Raw genomic sequence first — 24743 nt, 5'->3', positions numbered from 1 at the left:
GAAAAGTATTTTTTATTTTCTAATTTCTGCATGAACTGTTTGTGCTAAGTTATGTATAATTTTTTGCATAACTGCATCAATCTGCTTATCGGTTAAGGTCTGTTCTTCATCCTGAATGGTAAAGTTCAGGGCATAAGACTTTTTGCCTTCCGGTAATTTATCGCCAACGTATACATCAAACACCTGTACATTTTTAATTAACTTCTTCTCTGCCTTAAATGCAATGCTTTTCAAAGTATCAAAAGTTACAGCCGTGTCAACCAGCATCGAAAGGTCCCTGCGCACAGCCGGATATTTGGACACCTCTTTATTGACAATTTTATTCTTCCTTACCAGCTCCAGCAGCAAGGCCCAGTCAAAGTCAGCATAATAAACCTCTTTATCTACATCAGCTTTCTTTCTATCTGCCATTGTTGCCGCACCAAAGCTCACCAAAGTTTTATCCCCCCTGAAATATTTAAACCCGAAAGCGAAACGCGCATCATTTACTTCTTCTGATTGAAAAGTATGGATCCCAAGGCGGCCAATAACGGCATCAACAGCAGCTTTTAAATGATAAAAGCTCACAGGAACCGGCTTTTGGTTCCATTGTTCAGATTGGCTGTTCCCAGAAAGCAATAACAGCAAACGCGGTCGCTCCATATACTTTCCATCAATTAAATGATAGGTCTTGCCAAATTCGTAAAACTTGATATCAGCAGTTTTCCGGTTCTGGTTATAGGCTACACTTTCCAAAGCCGGCATCAACAACTCCTGGCGCATTACATTCAGATCTGAGCTTAACGGATTCAGTATCTGTACCGCTTCTTCCGGCTTTTTGGAATAGGAACCCTTAGTTAAAGAATTGCACCAGATCTCTAAAAAACCATTGGCGGTCAGCAGATCTGCAATCACATGCTGAGTTTGTTCTTTATCCGGCTTAGCAGTATAAGACAAAGAAGCATTTATTTTACTTGGGATCTCAATATTGTTGTAACCATAGATCCGCAAAACCTCTTCAGTAATGTCGCACTCCCGGGTCACATCCACTTTAAAGGCAGGTACTTTCAGGCTCAGGCCCTCAGCATTTTCCTGCTTTACGCTTATACCCAATGCAACGATAATCGCTTTAATTTCTGCAGCAGGAATTTCTACTCCGATCAATCTGTTGACATTGCCATAATTCACTTCAACATCAAAGGGCTGTACCGGTTCCGGATAAATATCAAAAACTGGCGAAGCAATTTTTCCAGCACCAAGCTCAGCAATGAGTAAGGCCGCGCGTTTTAATGCAAACACCGTCATATCCGGATCAGTACCCCGTTCAAACCTGAAAGAAGCATCCGTTTTTAAGCCATGTCTTTTCGAAGTCTTGCGAACCGAGACCGCATTAAAATAAGCACTCTCTAAAAATATATTGGTGGTACTTTCTGTAACACCAGAGCTTTTACCTCCAAAAACACCGGCAATACACATCGGCTCTTCCGCATTACAGATCATCAGGTCATCGGCCGAAAGCTTGCGTTCTACGCCATCAAGTGTGACAAATGGTGTACCTTCCGCACATTTTTTAATGATCACCTTAGCGCCTTTAATCTGGTCTGCATCAAAAGCATGCAATGGCACCCCAAGATCATGCAATACATAATTGGTAATGTCCACCACGTTATTGATCGGCCGGATGCCGATCACCTTTAACTTACCTTGCAGCCAATCTGGTGAAGGCTTAACCTTGACCCCACTGATCGTAACACTGCTGTATCTGGGTGCAGCAATGGTATCTTCTACCTTCACGTCAATCCTCAGGCCTTCGTTATCCACTTTAAAACCAGAAGTATCCGGCATCTGAATGCTGGTACGGAAATATGCAGCCAGATCCCTGGCCACACCTAAATGCGAGGCGGCATCCGCCCTGTTCGGGGTAAGCCCTATCTCGAACAAATAATCATCTTCCAGTTTAAAATATGCTTTGGCAGCAGTTCCCACTTTAACATCCTCAGGTAAAACCATAATGCCATCATGAGAAACACCCAGCCCTATCTCATCTTCAGCACAAATCATCCCTTCCGATACTTCTCCTCTTATCTTTGATTTATTGATCTTAAAAGGTTCCCCTTCGTTCGGATAAACCGTAGTACCTACAGTTGCCACCACTACCTTCTGGCCTTGTGCCACATTAGGCGCACCGCAAACCACCTGTAAAACCTCTGGCCCTCCAACATCAACAGTGGTAACACGCAAACGATCCGCATTGGGATGTTGTACACAGCTCAATACATGGCCTACAACCAATCCTTCCAATCCACCTGCAACAGCCTGAACCGTTTCCAGGCTTTCCACCTCCAAACCGATATTGGTTAATATTAAAGAAAGTTCCTGTGGTGTTTTATCTGTTTGGATGAACTGTTTAAGCCAATTGTATGATATCTTCATTTTTTATTCTGTAAAACGCAAAGATATTATTTAATGCTGAAAGCAGAAACCACATAAGTTTTAAAAAAACAAGCGCGCTACAATTGGCAGGTGATCCGAAGGATAGCGTTGCTGCTTGCTGTCGCTAAGCACACCAAACTTTTGCACTTTAAACCCTTTATTGATAAAGATATAATCGATCCTGTCTTTCAAAGGCGCATTAAATTTAAAACCATTAAAAGTACCTTCCGGACCATAGGCAGGTTCTATGCTGGCCTCTTTGGTATCCGTTAAAAATGTTTTTATCGTAGTTATGGCTTCCGTTTCCGGCGTTACGTTTAAATCACCGGTTAAAATCACCGGCAGCGTTGGCGCAATTTCCTGGATTTTCTTTTTGATGAGTTTAGCCGATTCAATCCTGGCCTGTACCCCTACATGGTCATAATGGGTATTAAAAACCATAAACTCCTTTTTATTCCATTTGTCATATAGCCGCAGCCAGGTACAAATCCTTACGATGGCCGCATCCCAGCCCTTAGATGGTTTTTCAGGTGTATTTGACAACCAGAAGGTTCCACCATCCTTTTTCACAAAACGTTTTTTATCAAAATAGATGGCAGAAAATTCTCCTTCGCGCTTACCGTCTGTACGTCCTACCCCGGCCATTTCAAAATCAGTATTTTCCAGCAATTGATCCACCTGTAAGGCCAAAGCCTCCTGTACACATAAAATATCGGCATCGTGGAACCTTATCAGTGCCTTTACTGCATCCTTTCTGTTTGGCCATGCATTATCTCCATCATTGGTATTGTTGTAACGGATATTATAACTCATTACATTAAGATAGCCGGCAGGTTTCCGCTGCGCGTTTACTGTTGCAGTCAGCAGCAGCGTGACTACAAATAATTGGATCGTCTTCATTCTGCCAATTTACAGCTTCAATGTTAAATTAAACCCTCATCACCAAAACTAAAAAATAATTTATTCGTTACAATGAGGTGATCCAACACGGGTAAATCCAGCACTTTTCCTGCCTCTACCATTTTTTTGGTAATGTCCAGGTCCTGTGCGCTTGGCTTCAGGTTGCCTGAAGGATGGTTGTGCGCCAGGATGATATATGCGGCATTATATTCCAGTGCAGTTTTAAAAATGATTTTCGGATCAACTACCGTACCTGCCATCCCACCTTTGCTGATCAGCTGTTTGCCAGTTATACAATTGGCCTGGTTCAGGATCAGGATCCAAAACTCCTCATGGTTAAGGTCGGCAAAAACTGGCAACAGCACTTTAAAGGCTTCTTTTGAAGAAAGGATCCTAACCATATCCTGCGCTTCAGTTTCTTTCCTGCGGCGGCCCAGCTCCAGGGCTGCTACTATAGCAATGGCCTTTGCCTGGCCAATACCTTTAAACCTGGAAAGATCCTTTACCGACACCTTGCCCAGTGCATCCAGATCGTTATTGTAAAAGGAAAGAATGCGCTTACTAAGATCAACCGCTGTTTCATGCTTATTGCCCGAACCAATTAAAATTGCCGTGAGTTCGGCATCTGTCAAATGTCGTCTTCCGTTCAATAACAATTTTTCACGGGGCCTGTCGGCTTCTGCCCATAGTTTTATAACCAATTTTTCCTGGTATGGCTGCATAGCTCAAATTCTTTGAACAAAAAAAACGGGATATGCATTGCATACCCCGTTTATAATATTGTAAAGCTATGTTTATTTTAAGCCATTCACAAATTTAGTCAGCTTAGATTTGTTGTTAGCTGCTTTGTTTTTATGGATCACACTCTTTTTGGCTAAACGATCCAGCATAGAAACTACTTTAGGAAGTAATTCTAATCCTGTTTTTTTATCTTCTGCGGCACGCAATCTTTTGATAAACGTACGCGTTGTTTTTGCCTGGTACCTGTTACGTAAACGTTTAGCTGCGTTTGACCTGATTCTCTTTAATGAAGATTTATGATTTGCCATTTTTTGTTATTAATATTTTTATTCCAGAGCTCACGCTCTTTTATTGTTCTATTTTTCGGACTGCAAATATAGAATTAATGTTTTTAAAATACAAAAGCATTATACAAATATTTTTTATTTACCTAAAACTTCGATCTGTTTCCTGCCATCGCTACCAGTGTATCTGGTTCGTTTGCATTCAGACTTATAAAATTGTCGAACTTCACATTTTTCTGATTACTGGCAACTGAAGTGTACCGATCACTTACTCCACTCAATTTCAGTTTGGCATTGTCGCTTACATTTGTATATAAGCTACCCGTTACTGCATTTACTTTAGCAATGGCGCTCTGGCTTAGTATAACCTGCAGGCATTTTAAATTAAAGTTGTTATCGGTCACCACTACGGCCATTCCTGCTGCCTGGATCCTCAACAGATCTTTCATAGCAACCCTGATGATAACCTGCTGACGTTCGAAAGAATTGATATATAATGTTTCTCCCTTGCTCAGCACAGAAGTTTTTTCCGCATCAAAATCCTCATCAACAAACACCCCCTCCTTCTCACTTTGTGTCAATATGATTTTAACGTTTCCACTAACCCATAATTTTTTAAATCCAGTTGCTGGCTTTACCAGTTCAATCCTGCTGGCAGCTAAAGTAGTCATTGATGAGGCAGTTAAAAGTACAGCTGCGAATACTGTTGCGAATACTATTTTTGTAAGGGTTTTCATAATTTTTATGTTTTAAGGTTTTTCCTAATTGTTTGTAATTAAGACGACACCAACCCCAAAACGTTTCAGCCATTTCCGCCGCATTATACCAGTCATACAAAAGTCACGACCAACTCCCGAAACCATTCGACAAACCCCAGTGTCAATCGACCAACCAGAAGTTTTCCGGCTTCAGTTCCCGGTTTGAAAGAAAGCAAAGCCGATTTTCAGCGCATGATTACCCTTGCTCCGAGCAGAAAGCCACTTTCTCAGAAGAGACCTGGGCGCTCTTGCCCTTAGCAACGGCTGTCAGACCCAGAAGAGCACGGTCATTTACACTTCTCCAGCCAATCATCAGCAAAGCCAGCACACCAAAGCCCATTCCTACCCAAGGACTTTGTGCAACCCCCATTGACGCAATAAACCAGCCACTCACCACCGTACCTACTGTTACACCAAGATTTCCAAAAGAAATGGCCAGACTGTTTGCAAACTCAGGGGCTTGTGGCGCTGCAGAAGTCATGTAAGCAAAGCCACTCAAAAAACAAGGTGCGTATAAAAAGCCCCATAACGCAATAACCAGCATTGTCGGCACCGTATTAGCACCTGAATAATACAGCATCACTGGTATCAGGATCGTTCCGCTTAAAAATAATGCAATAGTTATGGGCACATTTTTACTCATCATTTTCCCTGCCAGCCAGTTAGACAATATGCCCGTGATCCCAAAAAGGAACATCATATAACTGATGGTCTGCGTATCCATGCCTTTTACTTTTCCAAGATAATCCGCAAAATAACTATAGGTAGAGAACCAGGCTGCAATCATAAAAAAGTTCATTGCCGAACTGATCAGAAAACGACCGTTACCAAGAATTTTTAGCTGCGCTCCGTAAGATTTCCTTTCCTGCGCAGGCATTGCCGGTAAAACCTTATAAATCCCGGCAAGCGCAATGGCAGTTACTATCGCCTGCACTACAAAAGAAGCTTGCCAGCTAAACATACCGGCCATGTAAGTAGCAAAAGGAACCGTGGTCACCATGGCCACAGCAATACCTCCTACGACGATGCCAGCCAAGCGATACTCCGTGGCTTTATCGGCACCAGCCGTAGCCGCAGCAATGGCATTGGAAATAAATACCGGCTGCAGAAATGCAGGGAGCATCCTGACTACAATCAACAGCCAGAAGGGAGGAGCAAGTGCAGACACTGTCCCGGTCAGTAAAAAGATCCCGATGCTCAGCAACATGATTTTTTTACGGTCAAATCCGGAAGTAAACAAGGTCATAAAAGGCCCTGTTAATGCAATGACCAATGCAAATGCACTAAGCAGCACTCCCGCTTTATCAATAGATATATGATAGTGTGTGGCAATTTGCGGCAAAATGCCAATAATGCCGAATTCTGTAGTGATGATACCGATCAGACCCAAACATCCTACGTATGCAATTTTTTTCATTACTGTATTTATTTAGGGCCAAAAATAAATCTTAAGCCATAAATTTACAGGCAGTACAGCCCGTTGTAGGGAACTAACAAAAATGTAAGCCATGGCCATACGGAAAGAAAACTCAACCAATAGTATCAACTATAAAATCATCAGTGAATGTTCTAATATTGTTTATTCCATAGGCATATTGGGGGGCCGATGGAAGGTCCTCATCCTACGCGAACTTGAAGCGGGAAAAATGCGCTTCACAGCACTAAAAAATACAATGCCAAAAGTAACCGAACGGATATTAAGTCTGCAGCTCAAAGAACTGGAAAGTCATGGCCTCATTTCTAAAACCGTTCATGCCGACGTACCACCAAAGGTAGAGTATGAATTAACGCCCATAGCTATTGAACTCATTCCCATATGGGAAAAACTGAATAGCTGGGGTTCAAAACACCGGATATTAAGCCAGGACAAAAGCGATTAGATACTATACCGCTTCGCAACCACATCCCAATCTATCACATTCCACCAGTTGGCAATATAATCCGGGCGTTTATTCTGATACTTCAAATAATAAGCATGTTCCCAAACATCCAAACCCAGCAAAGGCGTACCCTTTATTTCTGCATTATCAAACAAAGGATTATCCTGGTTCGCTGTAGACGTGATTTTCAATGTTCCTTTATCATTTACCAGCCATGCCCATCCCGAACCAAAACGAGAGGCCGCAGCGGCAGAGAACTGTTCTTTAAATTTATCAAAAGAGCCAAAGGATTTGTCAATATCAGCCTTTAATTTACCCTGCGGGCCAGCAGAAGTACCTGGCTTTAACGTTTCAAAAAAGAAATTATGATTCCATGCACCCCCGCCATTGTTACGGGCTTTGGCCGAAAGCTTAGACGCGTTGTTAAAAAATTCAGCTTCTGTAGCATAAGGAATATTTTCAGCAGCAATGGCATCATTTACATTTTTGACATAAGCAGTGTGGTGCTTGGTATAATGAATTTCCATTGTAAGCGCATCAATATTAGGCTCCAGCGCATTATAAGCATATTTTAACGGAATCTGCGTAAATTTTAAAGCAACTACTGCCCCTTTGTTTTCAGTATCGGCTAATGCAGCCAATGGTGTACTTATGGCAACCGCCAGGGAGGCAGTTATGGTATTTTTAATAAAACTTCTGCGTGTATTTGTTTCCATGGGATTAAATTTATAGTATAACTTACGAAAAGGCCAAATTGTTGTTTAGTGTGACCATATTTTTACAAAACCTGTTCGTGGAGAATTTTAAGCTGATGCGCTCCAGACTTCAGTTCAAAAGTATAAAATCCATCCCTGACACCCACAGATTTAATGTGCTTTGATCTACTGGATTGATCCATGCTTTCCCCTTTCCGTAACTGAAGTAATGCGATACAGTTAGGTGGCACAGCAATTTGAAGGTTTACCACCTTACCCTCCCATTTCCAGGATGTACTGATGAACCCGGCCGGAGATGCAAAACTGACCTTTGCCCAATTCATCTGGTCAGCGTTCAATAAGGGTAGCCTTATAACAAACTTTTGAAAACCAGGTCCATCCGCAGACCTGCGTATTCCCCCGATTCCTTCTATATACCAGGCACCCGGATATAAATAAGAACTATGTAACAGGGAATGCCCGGGCAGATCTTTTTCCCACATTTCCCATAAGGTTGTGGCGCCATTCGCTTTCATATATCCCCAGCCCGGATAATCCTTTTGGGCGGTCATGGAATACAGCAAATCATCGCGGCCCTCTTCCCTCAGTAGTTTAAATAATAAAGCTCCCCCGGTAATACCCGCATGAATATGTCCTTTACGAACAACCAGGATTTCGTCTTCCAATCTTTTCATCACCTGGCCCCGCAGTTCCGGAGGGGGGATGCCGGCAAGCAATGCAGCAGCAAGATTTGCCATAGAACCATCCGCATAGCTATGATCCGTGCTATTATAGAATTTAGCATGGATGGCTTTTCTGTAGGCTTCTGCCTGCTTTCCCCAGTTTTCCGCAGTTGCAGTTTGCCCAATGGTTTTGGCTATCTTAATAGCAGTAAGCAGGTTATATACGCGATAACTGTTGTTCAGGCATAAGGTTTCCGGTTTATCATTGTTCATGCCTTCGGCAGTAGCATTTGGCCATAGCCAATCGCCAAGAAAATCCCAGGAGCCTCCGTATCTCTGTAACAAGTTGTCTTTTGTGTGCAGGTCAAGGAAGGACAGCCAGTTTTTAATCAGCTGGAAATTCTTTTCCAGCATCCGCTTATCTCCTTCATGCTGGTAAAAATACCAGGGTAAGGAAACTACAATTCCACCCCATGCAGGTCCGCCACCACCACTATAAGTTGGCGCAGTATGTGGCAATATGCCATTGTTAAAAATCCTGCCGCTCATTGAACTTTTGCGTGCCCATTTGGGATCATGCATATTGCCCACAATGGGTTCTGTTCCCTGCACATCCCGCCAGTCTTCCATCCATTTCGTGTAAAATGCACCCATCTTATAATTAAACATTGCCGTCTCGCAGGTAGCATGAGCATCCCCTCCGTAGCCCAGCCTTTCACGCTGGGGGCAATCTACCACATAGCCCCCAAGCGACAAGTTTTCAAAGGTCCAGCCAACCCGGTCATAAATCCAGTTTTGTAAAGTATCCGAGCATTGAAAACTGGCAGCATCACTAAAATTGGTCCTGACCATCCAGCCCCTGATGTCATCTGCCTGTGGCTTGTACTTAAGCCCTTTAATGGTAATCCACCGGCCTGAACTGTAATTAAACCTGTTTTTAAAGGTACCACTCCCCTTTTTACCAATGATATAAGCGCTATGCATATTAAAGGTCATGTCATTCTGCGCACGTTCCGAGAAAATAAATTCTATTTTATCTCCTTGTTTTCCCTTAACCTTTAGTTCCGTCCAGCCCGCAAAATTCAGGCCCATATCTACCCGATACGAACCATCCGGATTGGCTACGATATCCTTTGGCCTGATTGTTTTGAACAGCCTGTTCGGCTCTACCATTTGGGCGGAAAGCTGAAGTTTTGGGTGGTAAACAGTTGCCTCAGCCCATTTGTTTTCCTCGCAGGAAAGACTGTTCCAATTGTCCATTTCCTTATTTGCATCCCATAATTCTCCTCCCATTTTAGCAAAATCCCAGGTACCTAAAAGCTGATTCGGACTGGGATGGGTTTTCCAGCTTTCATCTGTTTTAACAATTATACCGGGCTTAGCCTGCGCCAGGCTGTTATAGATAGCAGCCTGGGCAATCACGATGGGCGTTTTAGGCCTGCTATCGGTAACATATGGACCAAATATGGACCAGGATGTACCCAGCCAGATGCCGATCACATTGTTCCCGGATTTAAGCTGAGGGGCAATATCATAGGCCACATACCTTGCGCGCCTGGTATGATCAGTAACAGCCGGAGCAAGTACATCATCGGATATTTTTTTGCCATTCACATAAACTTCATGATAGCCTACTGATGCCACAAAAAGCGTGGCCTTTGCAGGTTTAACTTTGAGTTGAAATTTTTTTCTAAACCAGGGATCCCTGATGTTACAATCCTTCACTGCAGGATCAAAAAGTTCCTGGCAACCAACCCATTTTGCTGTCCAGTCTTTAGCATCCAGTAAACCAGTGGTCCAGTAAGCCATTTTACTTTTGCTGATAAAACCTTTTTCATCTTTTACCAGCAGTTTCCAGTAATAAGTCTGATCAGAGCGCAATGGCTTACCCTGATAAACAATCTGCTGCATTGCATTGGAATTTACCCAGCCCGAATCCCAGATGTCACCTTTAACCGCAAGCAATTGCTCCCTTGATGCCACTACAATACGATATGCAGTTTGTTGTTGCCCAAAGGCCGTACTGTCCGTTGACTGCAAAGTCCAGCTCAGGCGGGGATAGCGCTCATCAATCCCCCTGGGATTAATAAGGTACTCACAACGAAGATTTTCTGGTACAAGCGCAGCACGTTTATTTTGTCGCGCCGCTAAAGCACTTGCAGACAGGAGGATCAAAAAAATAAAATATTGAATTTTGTTCATCTTTTTATGCGTTTGTTAATATCAAAAGGACATCAGGTTATCCATAGCTAATAACGGTCTTTTCATTAAGAATTCAAATCATGTCGATCCTAAATAAACTTCAGATAAGCATATATTGAACAGCTCAACAAGGGCTGGTTCAAAGCTTGGTTAGGGTTTGCTGGACTAAAAGTACCTCCAGCCCAGCAAACCTCAACCAAGCCTGCACTAAAGCTGCTCTCAGCCCAACATTTCAACGCTTTTTGATGGTAATGATAAATTTTTATCTTTGACCTCTATATGAAGAAACGGATTGCCATATTTGCATCAGGATCAGGATCAAATGCACAAAAATTAATGGAACTTTATAAAAAAAGCCCGGATGTGGAAATTGCGCTTGTACTCACCAACAACCCGGATGCCTACGTTTTGCAGCGTGCAGACAATTTTGAAATTCCCTCGCACATCTTTGATAAAAAAGAATTTTATCAAACAGATAGTGTGATCGATATGCTTAAAAACTTAGATATAGATCTTATTGTGCTTGCCGGATTTTTATGGCTGATCCCTAAAAACCTGATTGCTGAATATCCTGGACGCATCATCAATATCCATCCGGCACTGCTGCCAAAATTTGGAGGTAAAGGCATGTATGGTGACCATGTACATCAGGCAGTAATGACCGCCGGAGAAACTGAAGGCGGCATTACCATACACTACGTGAACGAGAATTACGATGAAGGAGAATACATTTACCAGGCCAGGTATAGGATTGATAAAGGCGACAATCTGGAAATGATCAAATTTAAAGGACAGCAGCTTGAACATCAGCATTATCCGCGAATAATCGACGCTATCGTCCGAAAGATAAAAAAATAGTTTTTTTTATCTTTTCAGCCGCTTCATTTATCGGTTAAAAATCTTAATTTTGCGGCTCAAATTTTTTCACCAATGAGTCAATCTATAAAGATCAAAAACGCTTTAATTTCAGTTTATTACAAGGATGGTTTAGAACCACTGGTTCGTTTACTTGCACAACAAGGTGTACAGCTGTTCTCTACCGGCGGTACTGAACAATTTATTAAAGACCTGAATATCCCTGTAACAGCTGTTGAAGACCTTACCGGCTACCCTTCTATTTTAGGCGGACGGGTGAAAACATTGCACCCTAAAGTTTTTGGTGGTATTTTAAACCGCCGGGCACTGGCATCAGACCAGGAACAAATTGCCCAGTATGAGATTCCGGAGATTGACCTGGTTATTGTAGATCTTTATCCTTTTGAGGAAACCGTAAAAGCCGGTGGTACTGAACAGGAAATTATAGAAAAAATAGACATCGGTGGTATTTCACTGATCAGGGCAGCTGCCAAAAACTTTAACGATGTCGTGATCCTGGCCTCTAAAGACGATTATTCAGGCTTACAGCAACAACTGGAAGCCCAGCATGGCGAAACTACTTTAGCCCAGCGTAAGGCTTATGCAAAAAAAGCATTCCATACTTCCTCTAACTACGATACTGCCATCTTCAATTATTTCAATACAGAAGAACCACTTACCGTATTTAAACATAGCATAGCACAGGCACAAACTTTAAGGTATGGTGAAAACCCACACCAGCAAGGTGTATTTTATGGCGATTTAGAAGCCATGTTTACCAAATTAAACGGTAAAGAGCTTTCTTACAACAACCTGGTTGATGTAGATGCGGCAGTGGCTTTAATTGACGAGTTTGAAGAACCTACTTTTGCCATTTTAAAGCATACCAATGCCTGTGGTGTGGCCTCAAAACCAAACCTGCTGGAGGCCTGGAACGTAGCATTGGCATGCGATCCGGTTTCGGCTTTTGGCGGGGTCCTGATCGCCAACAGGGAAGTTGACCTGGCTACAGCTACAGAAATCAACAAGTTATTTTTTGAAGTGCTGATTGCCCCTTCCTATCAACCTGAAGCTGTTGAACTGTTCCGGGCAAAAAAGAACCGGGTGATTTTGCAACGCAATGAAGTTGAACTGAGCAAAAAACAGTTCAAGACCTTGTTGAACGGCGTGATTGAGCAAGATAAGGACCTCGTGATTGAAGGTCCTGAACAAATGACACCGGTAACGGAAAAAGCACCTGATACACAGGAGTTAAAAGACCTTTACTTTGCCAATAAGATTGTCAAACATACCAAATCAAACACCATCGTATTTGTTAAAAACGACCAGTTATTGGCCAGTGGTGTGGGTCAAACCTCAAGAGTTGATGCCTTAAAACAGGCAATTGTTAAAGCGGAGTCATTTGGATTTGACCTGAAAGGTTCAGTTATGGCATCTGATGCATTTTTTCCTTTCCCTGATTGTGTGGAAATTGCTGCTGAAGCCGGCATTACAGCTGTTTTACAGCCAGGCGGCTCCATAAAAGATGCGGATTCGGTAAATATGGCCAATGAAAAAGGAATAGCAATGGTTACTACTGGAGTACGACATTTTAAACACTAATTTATTTATCCACGAATACAATAAAAAGCCGTAGTTTTACATTATATAGTACATAGAATTATTAATACTTAAATTATCACCTATAAATGGGTTTATTTAATTGGTTTACACAAGAGGTTGCTATCGATTTAGGTACAGCAAACACCTTGATTATACATAATGACAAAGTAGTAGTTGATGAACCTTCAATCGTTGCTTTTGACAGACAAACGAATAAAATTATTGCAATTGGCCGGCAGGCCATGCAGATGGAAGGTAAAACCCATGATAATATCCGTACTGTAAGACCGCTTAAGGATGGTGTAATTGCAGATTTTAATGCTGCAGAAGCCATGATCAAAGGGATGATCCGTATGTTAAACGGCGGTAAAGGCTGGATGTTCCCTTCTTTAAGAATGGTGATTTGTATCCCTTCGGGAATTACCGAGGTAGAGAAACGCGCCGTAAGGGATTCGGCAGAGATTGCTGGCGCCAAAGAGGTTTATCTGATCCACGAACCAATGGCTGCAGCGGTAGGTATTGGTATTGATGTGGAAGAACCTATGGGAAACATGATCATTGATATAGGTGGTGGTACTACGGAGATTGCCGTTATTGCCCTGTCTGGTATTGTGTGCGACCAGAGTATCCGCGTTGCGGGAGATAACTTTGACTCAGACATTGTAAACTATATCCGCCGTCAGCACAACATCATGATCGGTGACAGAACTGCTGAAAAAATTAAAATAGAGGTTGGTGCTGCTCTACCTGAGCTACAGGACCCACCTGCAGACTTTGCCGTTCAGGGTCGCGACCTGATGACCGGTGTACCTAAACAGATCACCGTATCTTATACCGAAATTGCGCACTGCCTGGACAAATCCATTTCTAAAATTGAAGAAGCGATCCTTAAAGCACTGGAGATCACTCCACCAGAGCTCTCTGCCGATATTTACCAGACTGGCATTTATTTAACCGGTGGTGGTGCCTTGCTGCGTGGGTTGGATAAACGTGTGGCAGCTAAAACCAAACTTCCTGTGCATGTTGCCGAAGATCCGCTTCGTGCCGTGGTACGCGGAACTGGCATCGCCTTAAAGAACATTGGTGGTTATAAATTCTTAATGCAGTAAGGTTTGGGCTAAACCCGGACTTATTGCCTAAACTGTAAATCAAAATGCGTAACCTTTGGATTTTCATAAACAGATATAACGCATTTTTCTTATTTATTATCTTTTTCGCCGTTGGCATTATCCTTACCGTAAAAAACAACGCTTATCAACGTAGTATAGCGGTTAATTCTACCAATGCGGTAGTGGGCGAGGTGTACCAGAACCTGAATGTGCTGAAGAAATACATTAGCCTTGGCAATGTAAACGACAGTCTGGCGCAGGAAAATGCAAAATTAAAAACAGAACTGCTCAACCTTAAAAGTATAGACAGCGCTAAAAAGATTACAATTAAGGACACCCTGAACAATCCGCAATACACTTACCTTTCGGCAAGGGTAATTAAGAACTCCATTACACTAAGGAATAATGTGATTACCATCAACAAGGGCAGCGCCGATGGAGTTGTCCCTGAAATGGCCGTAATTTCGCCGGGTAAAGGTGTGGTAGGATTTGTGATGGATGTTTCTGAACACCTGGCAACCATCCGCTCTTTACTGCATAAAGACACGAAAATAAGTGTTAACCTACAAAAAAGCCAGGCACTGGGCATATTGGTATGGGGCGTTGGCAATGCTGATTTTACAAAGGCTTACGTAAAGGAAATCCCCAACCACTTTAAAATAGGCCTTAAAGATACCATTGTTACTTCGGGCTTTTCTGGTTTCCCTCCAGGCATCCCGGTAGGAACCGTGACCAATACCGCGGTAGCCACCGGAGACAATTTTATGTCTGTAGAAATTAAACTTTTCAACGATTTTAGTACCTTACAGTATGTATACGTGATTCTGGATAAATATGCCGTAGAACAGAAAGAATTAGAAGCAAAATTACCGAATGAATAGTAGATTAGTATTGGTAAACATAGTCAGGTGGTTTGTACTCCTTTTAATCCAGATCCTTTTGCTGAGGAATTTGAGTTTTTACAACATCGCAACACCTTTCGTATATATCCTGTTTTTATTGCTGCTGCCCTTCGGTATCCCCAATTTATTACTTTACCTGATTGCTTTTATAACCGGCTTAACGCTGGATGCATTTTACGATACACTGGGTGTTCATACTGCGGCCTGTATTGCCCTGGTCTTTGTCCGGATCCTTTTTATATCTGTAACTGTAAACCGCGATGGCTTTGATGAACCCGAACCTACTTTAGGGAATATGGGCTTCAAATGGTTCATCATATATGCCTTACTCTGCACCTTTTCCCATCACCTGGTGCTGTTCTTTTTAGAAACATTCAGACTGGCAGAATTCTCCTATACTTTACTCAGGTGCCTTTTTAGTGGCATATTTACCTTGTTTAGTGTTGTACTGATAGAATTCATATTCTATAACAGAAAGATGCGCTGATGGATAATCTGTTTGGCCGGAAATATGTAATACAGGGTTTATTTATTGCCATTGCGCTAATTTTATTGGGCACTCTTTTTTACGTACAGGTAGCAACCGATAAATACTTCATTTCGGCAGAGAGCAATGTGCTGCGAAAAATCTATACTTTTCCGGCACGCGGTGTTATTTTTGACCGTAATGAAAAACCTTTGGCACAAAATGAAGCTGTATATGATCTGATGGTCATTCCCAACCAGGTGAAGCATTTTGATACCGTGGCGCTTTGCCGGATGATCGATATTGACATGAAGCGCTTTAAACGTAATTTTAATAAGGCCGCCAGCCAGTCCAGGTACCAGCCCAGCATTTTTGAACGGCAGCTATCCGTACAGGTTTATGCCACCCTATCTGAGCGGCTTTCCCGTTTTCCCGGCTTTTTTGTACAGAGCAGAACCATCCGGCATTATCCGGATAGTGTAGCTGCTCATTTTCTGGGTTATATCAAAGAAGTATCTTCACTTGACATCCAGAATTCAGAGGGGTATTATCGTTCTGGGGATTATATTGGAAAATCAGGTGTAGAAAAATCTTACGAGACCTTATTAAGGGGCGAACGGGGAGTTGTGAACATGATGTACGATGCCCGTAATGTACCAAAAGGTAGTTATGCAGAAGGCAGGTTCGATACAGCCGCTGTTTCAGGAGACCGCCTCATTTCATCTTTAGATCTCAAACTACAAAAACTTGGAGAAGAACTGATGCGCAATAAAGTGGGGAGCATTGTAGCCATCGAACCCGGTTCCGGAGAGATCCTCGCATTTATAAGCAGCCCCAGCTACGACCCGAACTTAATGGTTGGCCGCAACCAGGGAAACAACTACATGGAATTGTTAAAAGACCCTAACCGTGTATTTAATATCCGGCCAATACAAGGTTATTATTCCCCTGGATCTGCCTTTAAACCACTGGATGCGTTAATTGGCCTGCAGGAGGGCGTGATTGACCCAAATACCACTTTTAATTGTCCTGGCTATTTCCGCGTAGGTAACCATACCGTAAAATGTGAGCATGTTGATGGCAACATCGCCTTGCGAAAAGGGCTTGCACGCTCCTGTAATACGTACGCTTGCTATGTATTTCAAAAACTTCTCATGCAACGCAAGTACGCCAATCAGCGGGTTGCTTACGATGACTGGCAAAAGAAAGTCAGGAAATTTGGTCTGGGAGAAAAACTGGGAATAGATCTTCCATCGGAACGAAACGGAAGGCTTTACGACGCTGCCTATTATTCTGGCAAATATTCAAAATACTGGAATCACGGAACGGTAATTTCCCTGGCTATAGGGCAAGGGGAAATGGATGCTACCCCGCTCCAAATGGCCAACATTATGGCCATTATTGCCAACCGTGGTTATTACATCAAACCTCACCTGGTAAAGGCGATTGGTAAAAACAACGTGATCAAAAAAGAATACGTAAAAAAGAATTATGTTGATGTAGATGCCATACACTTTGAACCTGTAATTGATGGCATGCAGGATGCCGTAAATGCGCCATGGGGAACAGCCATTCAATCCAGGATCGAAGGCATTATCATGTGTGGCAAAACGGGTACTGTACAAAATCCACGCGGTAAAAATCACTCGGTATTTATCGGATTTGCACCAAGGGACAATCCGAAGATTGCCATCGCTGTAATTGTAGAAAATGCCGGTTATGGCAGTACCTATGCAGCGCCTATGGCCAGTTACATTGCAGAACAATACCTAAAGGGAACTTTGCCTAAAAATAAACTGGCACAGATAGAATGGATGAAGAAACAGGTGATCCTGCCTGCTCCTCCCAAACCAAAGGTTAAACCAAAAGCGAAGCTGACAGATTCGGCAGCAAAACCAGCTGTTACCACACAAGATCACCCCGCAACAAATCAACCGATCAGCAAACCTATTATTCAGCTTACACCATGATCAATCAGCAAAGCAGCAACAGGTTCTTCTTTAATGTAGACTGGATCACAATCCTGATCTATGTGGCGCTTTGTGCGATTGGCTTTGTAAACATTTATGCCTCCGTTTATAATCCGGAAGAGTCTACGGCTTTTAATTTTGCTTCTAACTATGGTAAACAGCTTATTTTTATCATTACAGGCTTAATATTGGGTTTATCGATATTGTTGCTCGACGCCAAATTTTTCAGCGTTTTCTCTCCCATCATTTACGGGGTTACGATGTTATTGCTGGTTGTCGTACTGATTGTTGGCCGTAATGTGGGTGGTAACCAGGCCTGGATTCCGATTGGTTCTTTTCGTTTGCAGCCTTCTGAACTGGCCAAATTTGGTACAGCATTGCTCCTGGCCAGATACATCAGTTCATTTAATCCGAAGCTGAATACCCTGAAGCCCGTACTAATGGCTGCGGTGATTATTATTTTGCCCATGTGCCTCATCATGCTGCAGCCTGATGCCGGTTCAATGCTGGTGTTTCTTTCCTTTATGTTCCCTTTGTATCGTGAAGGGTTGCCAGGCTACCTGCTGGTTATTTTTTGGGGCATGGTCCTGTTATTTATCCTTAATCTTTTTCTCACCTCCTGGATACTGATCTCGGCAATTTTGGCCATCGGCGGACTGTTTATCTATTTTAACAAAAGAAAGCAGCAACGGATGATCACAATTGGGGTGATTACACTCGCCGCAATCGGCTATCTCTTTATTGCCAAGCTGTTGTTTGAAAATGTACTGCAACCACACCAGCGCACAAGGATTGAGCTGATCCTGGGGCTTAAAACCGATCCTAAAGGAGCAGGCTATAATGTCAATCAGTCAAAAATAGCCATTGGCTCAGGACAACTTACCGGAAGAGGTTTCTTAGAGGGTACGCAAACCAAGTATGGCTATGTACCAGAACAAAGTACTGATTTTATTTTCTCGACCATTGGAGAAGAATGGGGATTTACAGGCTGCTTTGTGGTGATTGCTTTATACCTGTTCATGTTGCTCAGGATCATCAATCTTGCGGAAAGACAGCGATCTTCCTTTTCCCGGGTTTATGGCTACTGTGTAGCCTGTATCATCTTTTTCCACGTATTCATCAACATCGGTATGACCATAGGGATAGTTCCGGTAATTGGTATCCCCCTTCCTTTTATCAGTTACGGGGGATCTTCCCTGTGGAGCTTTACTGTGCTATTATTTATATTTCTAAAACTCGATTCAAACCGAATGGGATTTATTTAGGCTGTTCCTAAAGTTCGCTGGCTGCGTTATGCTTGATTATTAAAATGCTCATTTACGAATTGTAAACTCCGCTTTTTCTAATCTGCGCAAGCCTTACCAGCAAACATTAGGAACAGCCTATAATTATGATAAGATTAGATTTTCGGAAAGCGTTGGTTCAGCAATTCATAAAACTGATCAACTGTGCTTTGTTTCGCGGACCAGTTGTTTTTTACTGCGTAATTGTTTTTCAGAAAAGCATCAGCTGTTTTAAAATCCGGCATTTTATTGATGAGTTCTATGGCTTCTGCATAAGCCAGGTTATAGCCGTTAAAAAGATCTTTGATGTACAGCAGCTTCTCATTGAGGTTAATAGCCTGCTTCAGATCTGTAATTGCCGGTTTACTGCTGCCTTCATTAAAACTGGCAGGCTGGTTACTCTTACCAGCAAGCAGATCGTTTAAAGTTGGTTTTAAAGCATTGGGATCAATTATTTTTTCCTCAACTTTATCCGGTACAGGTTCTGGGGCAACCGGCAAAACTACTTTTTCTTCAATCCGATCCGGCACAAACAAAGGTCTGGGTTCTGCTGCGGCAGTAGGTGCAGGCTCCTCTTTTTGCTGGTTTTCTTCTCTTGATTTCTGTTTTTGTGCAATGATCTCTTCTTCTTCCCTACTCAATGGCCTGTCAAAAATAGCACCAATGGGTTTTTCCTCAAACTCAAACTTATCTGTTTCAGGAGTTTCGCTTAATATAAATTCAAACTTCAAAGTTTCGGGTGTCTCTTCAGAGATTTCTTCAGCAAAAACTTCAGGTTCGGCTAATGGTTCTTCAAATTCCTCTACCAGGATTTCTGCGGCTTCCATTGTTTCTGCTTTGTCCTGGGCCGGCTCTTGAAACACTTCAACGTGCGTTTCAGTATGTTCCGGAATCGCCTTTATTACTTTATTGCTGTTAATTTTTCTTACAATCTGAACATGATCTGATAAAAAGTTTGCATTTGCCAGAAAGAGCTCCAGTTCCAACTCATTGAGTTGCGTTGGATTTTGAGCCAAAAACTCATATTGATCCTGAAGTTCATTTAATATCTGTCCTACTTTTTTAAAAATATCCTCTTGGTTCATCATAATTTAATAACGGAAGAATTGATGTTTTATGTTGGTAACTTGACACTCAAAAGTACTACAAAATTCTGATATTAGCAGGCTTTAAGATCGTATTATACATGTTATTCAGCGAACAAAATTACAGAAGGGGAGAATACTGCGGCAGTATTGAAGTGATTTGCGGCTCTATGTTTTCGGGTAAAACCGAGGAGCTGTTGAGGCGCTTAAAGCGTGCGGAGATCGCTAAGCTGAATGTAGAGATCTTTAAACCCAGAACGGATACCCGCTACGATGAAACTGCTGTAGTTTCGCACGATCTGAATTCTATTGAGTCTACACCAGTAGTAAATTCAACTGCAATTTTACTTTTAAAGGCTGATACGCAGGTGGTAGGGATTGATGAGGCCCAGTTTTTTGACGATAACCTGCCGGAAGTTTGCAATAAACTTGCACAAAAAGGAATCAGGGTAATTGTTGCCGGCCTGGATATGGATTTTCAGGGCAGACCTTTTGGCCCGGTACCCGCCTTAATGGCCATTGCCGAACTGGTAACCAAAGTAAATGCAGTTTGTGTTCGCTGTGGAAGTCCGGCGGTATATTCCTACCGTACTGCTGCCAGTGAAAGCAAGATCCTGCTTGGAGAAAAGGACAGTTACGAACCCAGGTGCAGGCATTGCTTTCATCTTGGGGATGAAAAATAACCATTCTGTTCTGCGGCTGCATGATTCCAATTTTTCCTGTAGAAAAATTGAAAAAACGCTATGCCGCTTCACAGAAGGTAATTTTTCTTTCAAGAGGGGTTTCATCAGAGAAGGTAATTTTTCTTTAAAGCAGGGTGGCCAGACTGGCGCTTCAGAAATGGTCATTTTTACAAGGCAAAAACATTCCGGTTGGCTTATCAAAATTATATTCCCGAACTTTGCAGGTTAAGCAAATGAGATGAATATTGTTATTGAGAAAAAAGACATTAAAGAGGTTTATGAAACTGCCATTATCCAGCAAACTGCATTCTGGTCTGAAGTAAAAACAAAACAAGGTCTGCAATCAAAAGCATTTAATTTTAAGGTTGAAGACGCTCAAATTTACAACAACGCCTTAAAGAACAGCTATACCCATGCAGATTTCCTGGTGCTGCTGCAGCCTTTAGACAATGAACATACCGTAGCCTACGTACCCTATGGACCGGAGATAGAACCGAATGAAGAACATCAGGGCAGGTTTTTAGAAGAGCTTTCGGAATCCCTGCGCCCCTACCTGCCTTCAAAATGCATACTGATCAGGTATGACCTGGCCTGGCAATCCCATTGGGCCAAAGAAAGGGACAGCTTTGATCATTTGGGAAATTGGAATGGCCCACCGGAAAAAAAATACCAGGAATTCCGCTTTAATTTTAACACGGTTAACTGGAACCTGAGAAAAGCAAACTCAGATATTCTTCCGTCAAACACCATATTTTTGGACTTGCAGCGCGACCACAACCTGCTGCTGGATGACATGAAGTCAAAAACCAGATACAACATCAATATCTCGTACAGAAAGGGCATTAATGTTAAAAAAGCAGGCATGGAGAACTTGCAGGTATGGTATGCGCTGTACCAGGAAACGGCCCGGCGCAACCGCATCCACATTAATGACATTAACTATTTCAAAACAGTATTAACTGCGCGTGCCGAAAATACCGCTTCGCCTGCCGATGTAGCGTTATTGCTGGCCGAACTGGATGGGCGAGCCTTAGCCGCGATGTTCCTGGTCATTTCGGGCAATAGGGGAACTTATTTATATGGAGCTTCTTCTTCTTCAAACCGCAACTACATGGCTACCTACGCCCTGCAATGGGAGGCTATGAAAATTACCAAAGAAAAAGGCTGCATAGAATACGATTTGTTCGGTGTGGCTCCACGGCCCGATCCTTCGCATCCGTTATATGGATTGTATAAATTTAAAAATGGCTTTGGCGGGCAGCTGTACCACAGGATGGGCTGCTGGGATTATCCATTAGATAATGAGCAATACCAGCGCTTTATTGCAACAGAAATGCACAGTCAGGGCTATCACATTTAGCTAGGCATTTGGACAATTTTTACAGCGCTTTCCTGTCAGGTACTTTTCACAGCATTCCTTTTTCTTTTTGTCCTTTTTCTTCTTTTTATCTTTTTTCTTCGACATGGCCGGCTGGATAAACTAATAAACAAAAAAAGGTACATACTGTTTGCATGAGTATGTACCTTATTACCCGAAAACCAGGAACAATATAATTAAGCTTCGCTATCGTAGCTAATCTGTCCTACATGTTTGTCGATCTGCCATCTGCCGGTTCCTTCTTCACCAATCACATCAAACAGTTCAATGGCACGACGGGCTTTGTATTCTTCTTCTCTTTGTTCTCTGAAGAACCAGTTTAAGAATTCCAACGTTATATAATCCTGCTCTTTATGGCAACGTGCGGCAATATTTTTAATGGATTGAGTTACGCTGATCTCCTGCTCTAAAGCTTCTTCAAAAACCTCGCGGAAAGAATTGTATTCTGCTTTAACATTGGTTACCTCTGGCGAAACGGCGTTACCACCCATATCCAAAACATACTTAAAGAATTTGAGTTGGTGTACCCTTTCTTCTTCTGATTGCTTAAAGAAATAATCAGCAGAAAAATCATATCCATTTCTGTTGCACCATGAAGCCATGGAAAGATAGATTGCAGAGGAATGGGCTTCTTTTTTTATTTGTTGGTTTATAAGTGTCTCTACATCTGAGGAGAGTAAACACTTAACACGCATGATATCTTTCATAATGGTATATATTAATCTTCTTATTTTCTAATACAAAAATACGGCTAAGTATTTAAAATCGTGAAAATAAGGTTAATATGGAAAGAATCTAAGTCCAGTTACGGTCTAAATGACAATGCGGTGCAGACGGTCCTGAATAATATGGTTAAGTTCCAGCATAACGAACATGCCCTGCAACAATTCCTTCAATTCGATGATCTGTATTAAGGACAACACATAACAGTGATCGCAGGCGCAAATGAACAGGATCTCCAGATCAGGGGATTTGGTATTGTTGAGCAGTAAGTCTTCAATGTCAATGTGGTAAACTGCTTTTTTTAGCTTCAATATATTGCGGTAATCAAAGCGGGCCAATTTGCCTGCAAAATCAATATACCAGCAGTTTTCGCTATCCGATTGATAAATAGCACCGGCTTTAGTGCTAAACACCTCAACAAATTCTACTGATGACTGAATGGTTATATTTTGCATTGACAATTACTAATTAGGACAAAGGTGATTATTATTTAGATTTATTCCAAATCAAGAGATGAAATTTTTATTTTTTTTAGCTGTTACAAGGATGATATCGCGATTTACCACCTCACCCGTATGACTGCTGGTCAGGTCTTTTTGCTCGGTGATGGTTACCAAAGAGAATCCCGCAGCTATTAAAAGTTCTTCCACACTGGTCGTATTGTACAGTTTAAACTTATATTTTGTAAAAGGCAGGCCCTTCATAAATTCTTCAGTGGCAATAGCCAGGCAAAACAAGCCATCAGGTTTCAATACCCGTCTGATTTCCTGTGCATATAAAATAGGTCTTTCCCAGAAATAAAGTGTATTCACCGTAAAGATCCTATCAAAAAAATTATCGCTGAAATTTAGTTTATCTGCCGCTGTCAATTCAAATGAGACTTTTCCTGTGGCCACCAGATCTGCATTTATTTTACGGGCTTCGGCAACCATAGTGTCTGATATATCTACGCCATAATAATGCAGATCAGTCGCAACTCCAGTTACAGATCTTACGTGAGAACCATTTCCGGGACCTATTTCCAGAATGACATTTTTGCCCGAAATGTTCAGTGCCTTAATGGCGGCATTTGTCATGTTGTTATTGGTGTGTGCCATGCGTTCAGCCGTCAAAATTCCGTCCGCTCCTTCTGGCTTACTTAGCTGACAGGCAATGTGCATCAATACTTCTTCACTTAATGGTTCTTTCATCTTGATTGCTATCTGATAAAATTTTAATTATTTTAACAAATTTACATTCAATTTATAATGCATGCACTAACTTTACAAAATTCTGGCTTATGGTTTGATAGTAACGCCCTAAAGCAAGAGCCTAATTCATGGAGAACAAAGCCGAAAGTCCAGCTGTAATGCAAGAAGAAGAAGTTAAAGGACCGGGCAAATTAGCCCGGATGTTTTTAACCTTATATGATGTTTATAAATTCATTGCCCGCTTTTTTAAAGAGGGTTTTCTTCCGCCTTACGAAGCAAAAGAATTATTTCGCCAATGTTATGAGATCGGCTACCGCTCTGCCTTACTGATATCCACTACAGGTTTCATTACAGGCATTGTATTTACCAAGCAATCACGGCCTTCCTTGTCAGAATTTGGGGCTACCTCATGGTTGCCTTCTCTTGTGGGTATTGCTTTATTGCGAACACTGGCCCCACTACTCACCGGCCTGATTGCTGCAGGGAAGGTTGGCTCAAGTATAGGTGCAGAACTAGGCTCAATGCGCGTTACAGAGCAGATTGATGCCATGGAAGTTTCGGCTACCAATCCTTTTAAATTCCTGGTTTCTACAAGGGTATTGGCAGCAACCATCACCATTCCGATCCTTACCTTTTATACTGCTATGGTTGGTATGCTCGGTGCTTTATTAAATGTATCTTTAAGTGAAGGCACCAGCGCCAGGGCTTTTTTCCAGTCCTCATTGGAACAGATCACTTTCCTCGATATTACCGCTTCAACCATCAAAGCCATTCTTTTTGGCTTTACCATCGGTATGGTAGGCTGTTACCAGGGTTATAATTCTTCAAAAGGAACTGAAGGTGTGGGTAAAGCAGCCAATTCTGCTGTGGTGATTGCCATGTTTCTCATTTTTATTGAAGAAGTGGTTTCCGTACAATTTTTTGGTTTATTCAGGGGCTGAT

Annotated in this window: 23 protein-coding genes; 11 read left to right on the top strand and 12 right to left on the bottom strand. The window is 42.2% G+C overall.

Annotated elements, in window-relative coordinates:
- Positions 1-12 precede the first annotated feature (12 nt).
- The 6 genes from pheT to R2Q85_RS17760 form a co-directional block, all read right to left on the bottom strand.
- Entirely contained in the window at positions 13-2412 is a 2400-nt protein-coding gene (gene pheT, locus R2Q85_RS17785) for a phenylalanine--tRNA ligase subunit beta (RefSeq protein ID WP_316813142.1), read from the bottom strand.
- A 60-nt stretch (positions 2413-2472) separates the two neighbouring features.
- A complete protein-coding gene (locus R2Q85_RS17780; RefSeq protein ID WP_316813141.1) occupies positions 2473-3312 on the bottom strand; it encodes an endonuclease/exonuclease/phosphatase family protein in 840 nt (279 codons plus the stop codon).
- A 23-nt stretch (positions 3313-3335) separates the two neighbouring features.
- The gene (radC, locus tag R2Q85_RS17775; RefSeq protein ID WP_316813140.1) at positions 3336-4034 is read right to left on the bottom strand and encodes a RadC family protein; all 699 of its coding nucleotides are present in this window, start codon (positions 4032-4034) and stop codon (positions 3336-3338) included.
- Positions 4035-4106: 72 nt separating this feature from the next.
- Positions 4107-4361, bottom strand: coding sequence for a 30S ribosomal protein S20 (rpsT, locus tag R2Q85_RS17770; RefSeq protein ID WP_316813139.1), 255 nt, complete (start codon positions 4359-4361; stop codon positions 4107-4109).
- A 122-nt stretch (positions 4362-4483) separates the two neighbouring features.
- On the bottom strand, positions 4484-5074 hold the full coding sequence (locus tag R2Q85_RS17765; protein WP_316813138.1) for a GIN domain-containing protein: 591 nt from the start codon (positions 5072-5074) through the stop codon (positions 4484-4486).
- 217 nt (positions 5075-5291) lie between these two features.
- Positions 5292-6512: an MFS transporter gene (locus R2Q85_RS17760; RefSeq protein ID WP_316813137.1), complete on the bottom strand. Its 1221-nt coding sequence runs from the start codon at positions 6510-6512 to the stop codon at positions 5292-5294.
- Between the two features lie 91 nt (positions 6513-6603).
- On the opposite strand from R2Q85_RS17760, the gene R2Q85_RS17755 reads away from it, so the two are divergent.
- Entirely contained in the window at positions 6604-6975 is a 372-nt protein-coding gene (locus R2Q85_RS17755) for a helix-turn-helix domain-containing protein (protein ID WP_316813136.1), read from the top strand.
- On the opposite strand, the gene R2Q85_RS17750 is transcribed toward R2Q85_RS17755, so the two are convergent.
- Both R2Q85_RS17750 and R2Q85_RS17745 read right to left on the bottom strand, forming a co-directional pair.
- Positions 6972-7691: a superoxide dismutase gene (locus R2Q85_RS17750; RefSeq protein WP_316813135.1), complete on the bottom strand. Its 720-nt coding sequence runs from the start codon at positions 7689-7691 to the stop codon at positions 6972-6974. The two genes, R2Q85_RS17755 and R2Q85_RS17750, sit on opposite strands and share 4 nt — an antisense overlap.
- Positions 7692-7753: 62 nt before the next feature.
- Entirely contained in the window at positions 7754-10555 is a 2802-nt protein-coding gene (locus R2Q85_RS17745; protein ID WP_316813134.1) for a family 78 glycoside hydrolase catalytic domain, read from the bottom strand.
- Between the two features lie 279 nt (positions 10556-10834).
- On the opposite strand from R2Q85_RS17745, the gene purN reads away from it, so the two are divergent.
- The 7 genes from purN to rodA all read left to right on the top strand — a co-directional run bounded on the left by purN (position 10835) and on the right by rodA (position 18724).
- The gene (purN, locus tag R2Q85_RS17740) at positions 10835-11413 is read left to right on the top strand and encodes a phosphoribosylglycinamide formyltransferase (RefSeq protein WP_316813133.1); all 579 of its coding nucleotides are present in this window, start codon (positions 10835-10837) and stop codon (positions 11411-11413) included.
- A gap of 72 nt (positions 11414-11485) precedes the next feature.
- Positions 11486-13012 carry a bifunctional phosphoribosylaminoimidazolecarboxamide formyltransferase/IMP cyclohydrolase gene (gene purH / locus R2Q85_RS17735; RefSeq protein ID WP_316813132.1) on the top strand — a complete coding sequence of 509 codons (1527 nt, stop codon included), beginning with the start codon at positions 11486-11488 and terminating at the stop codon, positions 13010-13012.
- Positions 13013-13098: 86 nt separating this feature from the next.
- On the top strand, positions 13099-14121 hold the full coding sequence (locus R2Q85_RS17730; protein ID WP_316813131.1) for a rod shape-determining protein: 1023 nt from the start codon (positions 13099-13101) through the stop codon (positions 14119-14121).
- 44 nt (positions 14122-14165) lie between these two features.
- Positions 14166-15002 carry a rod shape-determining protein MreC gene (gene mreC, locus R2Q85_RS17725; protein WP_316813130.1) on the top strand — a complete coding sequence of 279 codons (837 nt, stop codon included), beginning with the start codon at positions 14166-14168 and terminating at the stop codon, positions 15000-15002.
- The gene (locus R2Q85_RS17720) at positions 14995-15510 is read left to right on the top strand and encodes a rod shape-determining protein MreD (protein ID WP_316813129.1); all 516 of its coding nucleotides are present in this window, start codon (positions 14995-14997) and stop codon (positions 15508-15510) included. The genes mreC and R2Q85_RS17720 overlap by 8 nt, the downstream gene beginning before the upstream one ends.
- On the top strand, positions 15510-17459 hold the full coding sequence (gene mrdA, locus R2Q85_RS17715; RefSeq protein ID WP_316813128.1) for a penicillin-binding protein 2: 1950 nt from the start codon (positions 15510-15512) through the stop codon (positions 17457-17459). The genes R2Q85_RS17720 and mrdA overlap by 1 nt, the downstream gene beginning before the upstream one ends.
- The gene (rodA, locus tag R2Q85_RS17710; protein ID WP_410478898.1) at positions 17459-18724 is read left to right on the top strand and encodes a rod shape-determining protein RodA; all 1266 of its coding nucleotides are present in this window, start codon (positions 17459-17461) and stop codon (positions 18722-18724) included. Before mrdA ends, rodA begins: the two co-directional genes overlap by 1 nt.
- Positions 18725-18858: 134 nt before the next feature.
- Here the strand turns inward: rodA and R2Q85_RS17705 are convergent, their stop codons facing one another.
- Entirely contained in the window at positions 18859-19830 is a 972-nt protein-coding gene (locus tag R2Q85_RS17705) for a hypothetical protein (RefSeq protein WP_316813126.1), read from the bottom strand.
- 98 nt (positions 19831-19928) lie between these two features.
- Between R2Q85_RS17705 and R2Q85_RS17700 the strand changes: the two genes are divergently transcribed.
- Entirely contained in the window at positions 19929-20510 is a 582-nt protein-coding gene (locus R2Q85_RS17700; RefSeq protein WP_316813125.1) for a thymidine kinase, read from the top strand.
- Between the two features lie 238 nt (positions 20511-20748).
- Positions 20749-21870, top strand: coding sequence for a lipid II:glycine glycyltransferase FemX (locus R2Q85_RS17695; RefSeq protein ID WP_316813124.1), 1122 nt, complete (start codon positions 20749-20751; stop codon positions 21868-21870).
- A 194-nt stretch (positions 21871-22064) separates the two neighbouring features.
- On the opposite strand, the gene R2Q85_RS17690 is transcribed toward R2Q85_RS17695, so the two are convergent.
- From R2Q85_RS17690 to R2Q85_RS17680, 3 genes are all read right to left on the bottom strand, one after another.
- Complete coding sequence (locus R2Q85_RS17690) at positions 22065-22595, bottom strand: ferritin (RefSeq protein WP_316813123.1); 531 nt, start codon at positions 22593-22595, stop codon at positions 22065-22067.
- Positions 22596-22700: 105 nt separating this feature from the next.
- Positions 22701-23066, bottom strand: a complete 366-nt coding sequence (locus R2Q85_RS17685) for a hypothetical protein (RefSeq protein WP_316813122.1) — start codon at positions 23064-23066, stop codon at positions 22701-22703.
- A 51-nt stretch (positions 23067-23117) separates the two neighbouring features.
- Positions 23118-23801 (bottom strand): class I SAM-dependent methyltransferase, encoded by a 684-nt coding sequence (locus R2Q85_RS17680; protein WP_316813121.1) that lies wholly within the window; start codon positions 23799-23801, stop codon positions 23118-23120.
- Positions 23802-23929: 128 nt separating this feature from the next.
- On the opposite strand from R2Q85_RS17680, the gene R2Q85_RS17675 reads away from it, so the two are divergent.
- Entirely contained in the window at positions 23930-24742 is an 813-nt protein-coding gene (locus R2Q85_RS17675) for an ABC transporter permease (protein WP_316813120.1), read from the top strand.
- Position 24743: the final 1 nt, after the last annotated feature.

It is taken from the genome of Pedobacter heparinus (assembly GCF_032678725.1).
In the GTDB taxonomy this organism is placed as follows: Bacteria; Bacteroidota; Bacteroidia; order Sphingobacteriales; family Sphingobacteriaceae; genus Pedobacter; species Pedobacter heparinus_A.
The sequence above is the reverse complement of the archived record's forward strand: the minus strand, read 5'-3'. Positions and strand labels throughout refer to the sequence as shown.

Bases quoted from the DNA above. Each gene is read 5' to 3' on its own strand.
- R2Q85_RS17765 (WP_316813138.1), bottom strand. From the start codon at position 5,074: ATGAAAACCCTTACAAAAATAGTATTCGCAACAGTATTCGCAGCTGTA.
- mreC (WP_316813130.1), top strand. From the start codon at position 14,166: ATGCGTAACCTTTGGATTTTCATAAACAGATATAACGCATTTTTCTTA.
- rpsT (WP_316813139.1), bottom strand. From the start codon at position 4,361: ATGGCAAATCATAAATCTTCATTAAAGAGAATCAGGTCAAACGCAGCT.
- R2Q85_RS17690 (WP_316813123.1), bottom strand. From the start codon at position 22,595: ATGAAAGATATCATGCGTGTTAAGTGTTTACTCTCCTCAGATGTAGAG.
- R2Q85_RS17760 (WP_316813137.1), bottom strand. From the start codon at position 6,512: ATGAAAAAAATTGCATACGTAGGATGTTTGGGTCTGATCGGTATCATC.
- R2Q85_RS17700 (WP_316813125.1), top strand. From the start codon at position 19,929: ATGTTATTCAGCGAACAAAATTACAGAAGGGGAGAATACTGCGGCAGT.
- R2Q85_RS17685 (WP_316813122.1), bottom strand. From the start codon at position 23,066: ATGCAAAATATAACCATTCAGTCATCAGTAGAATTTGTTGAGGTGTTT.
- purN (WP_316813133.1), top strand. From the start codon at position 10,835: ATGAAGAAACGGATTGCCATATTTGCATCAGGATCAGGATCAAATGCA.
- mrdA (WP_316813128.1), top strand. From the start codon at position 15,510: ATGGATAATCTGTTTGGCCGGAAATATGTAATACAGGGTTTATTTATT.
- R2Q85_RS17730 (WP_316813131.1), top strand. From the start codon at position 13,099: ATGGGTTTATTTAATTGGTTTACACAAGAGGTTGCTATCGATTTAGGT.
- R2Q85_RS17720 (WP_316813129.1), top strand. From the start codon at position 14,995: ATGAATAGTAGATTAGTATTGGTAAACATAGTCAGGTGGTTTGTACTC.
- R2Q85_RS17695 (WP_316813124.1), top strand. From the start codon at position 20,749: ATGAATATTGTTATTGAGAAAAAAGACATTAAAGAGGTTTATGAAACT.
- R2Q85_RS17755 (WP_316813136.1), top strand. From the start codon at position 6,604: ATGGCCATACGGAAAGAAAACTCAACCAATAGTATCAACTATAAAATC.
- purH (WP_316813132.1), top strand. From the start codon at position 11,486: ATGAGTCAATCTATAAAGATCAAAAACGCTTTAATTTCAGTTTATTAC.
- pheT (WP_316813142.1), bottom strand. From the start codon at position 2,412: ATGAAGATATCATACAATTGGCTTAAACAGTTCATCCAAACAGATAAA.
- R2Q85_RS17680 (WP_316813121.1), bottom strand. From the start codon at position 23,801: ATGAAAGAACCATTAAGTGAAGAAGTATTGATGCACATTGCCTGTCAG.
- R2Q85_RS17750 (WP_316813135.1), bottom strand. From the start codon at position 7,691: ATGGAAACAAATACACGCAGAAGTTTTATTAAAAATACCATAACTGCC.
- R2Q85_RS17745 (WP_316813134.1), bottom strand. From the start codon at position 10,555: ATGAACAAAATTCAATATTTTATTTTTTTGATCCTCCTGTCTGCAAGT.
- R2Q85_RS17675 (WP_316813120.1), top strand. From the start codon at position 23,930: ATGGAGAACAAAGCCGAAAGTCCAGCTGTAATGCAAGAAGAAGAAGTT.
- R2Q85_RS17780 (WP_316813141.1), bottom strand. From the start codon at position 3,312: ATGAAGACGATCCAATTATTTGTAGTCACGCTGCTGCTGACTGCAACA.
- radC (WP_316813140.1), bottom strand. From the start codon at position 4,034: ATGCAGCCATACCAGGAAAAATTGGTTATAAAACTATGGGCAGAAGCC.
- R2Q85_RS17705 (WP_316813126.1), bottom strand. From the start codon at position 19,830: ATGATGAACCAAGAGGATATTTTTAAAAAAGTAGGACAGATATTAAAT.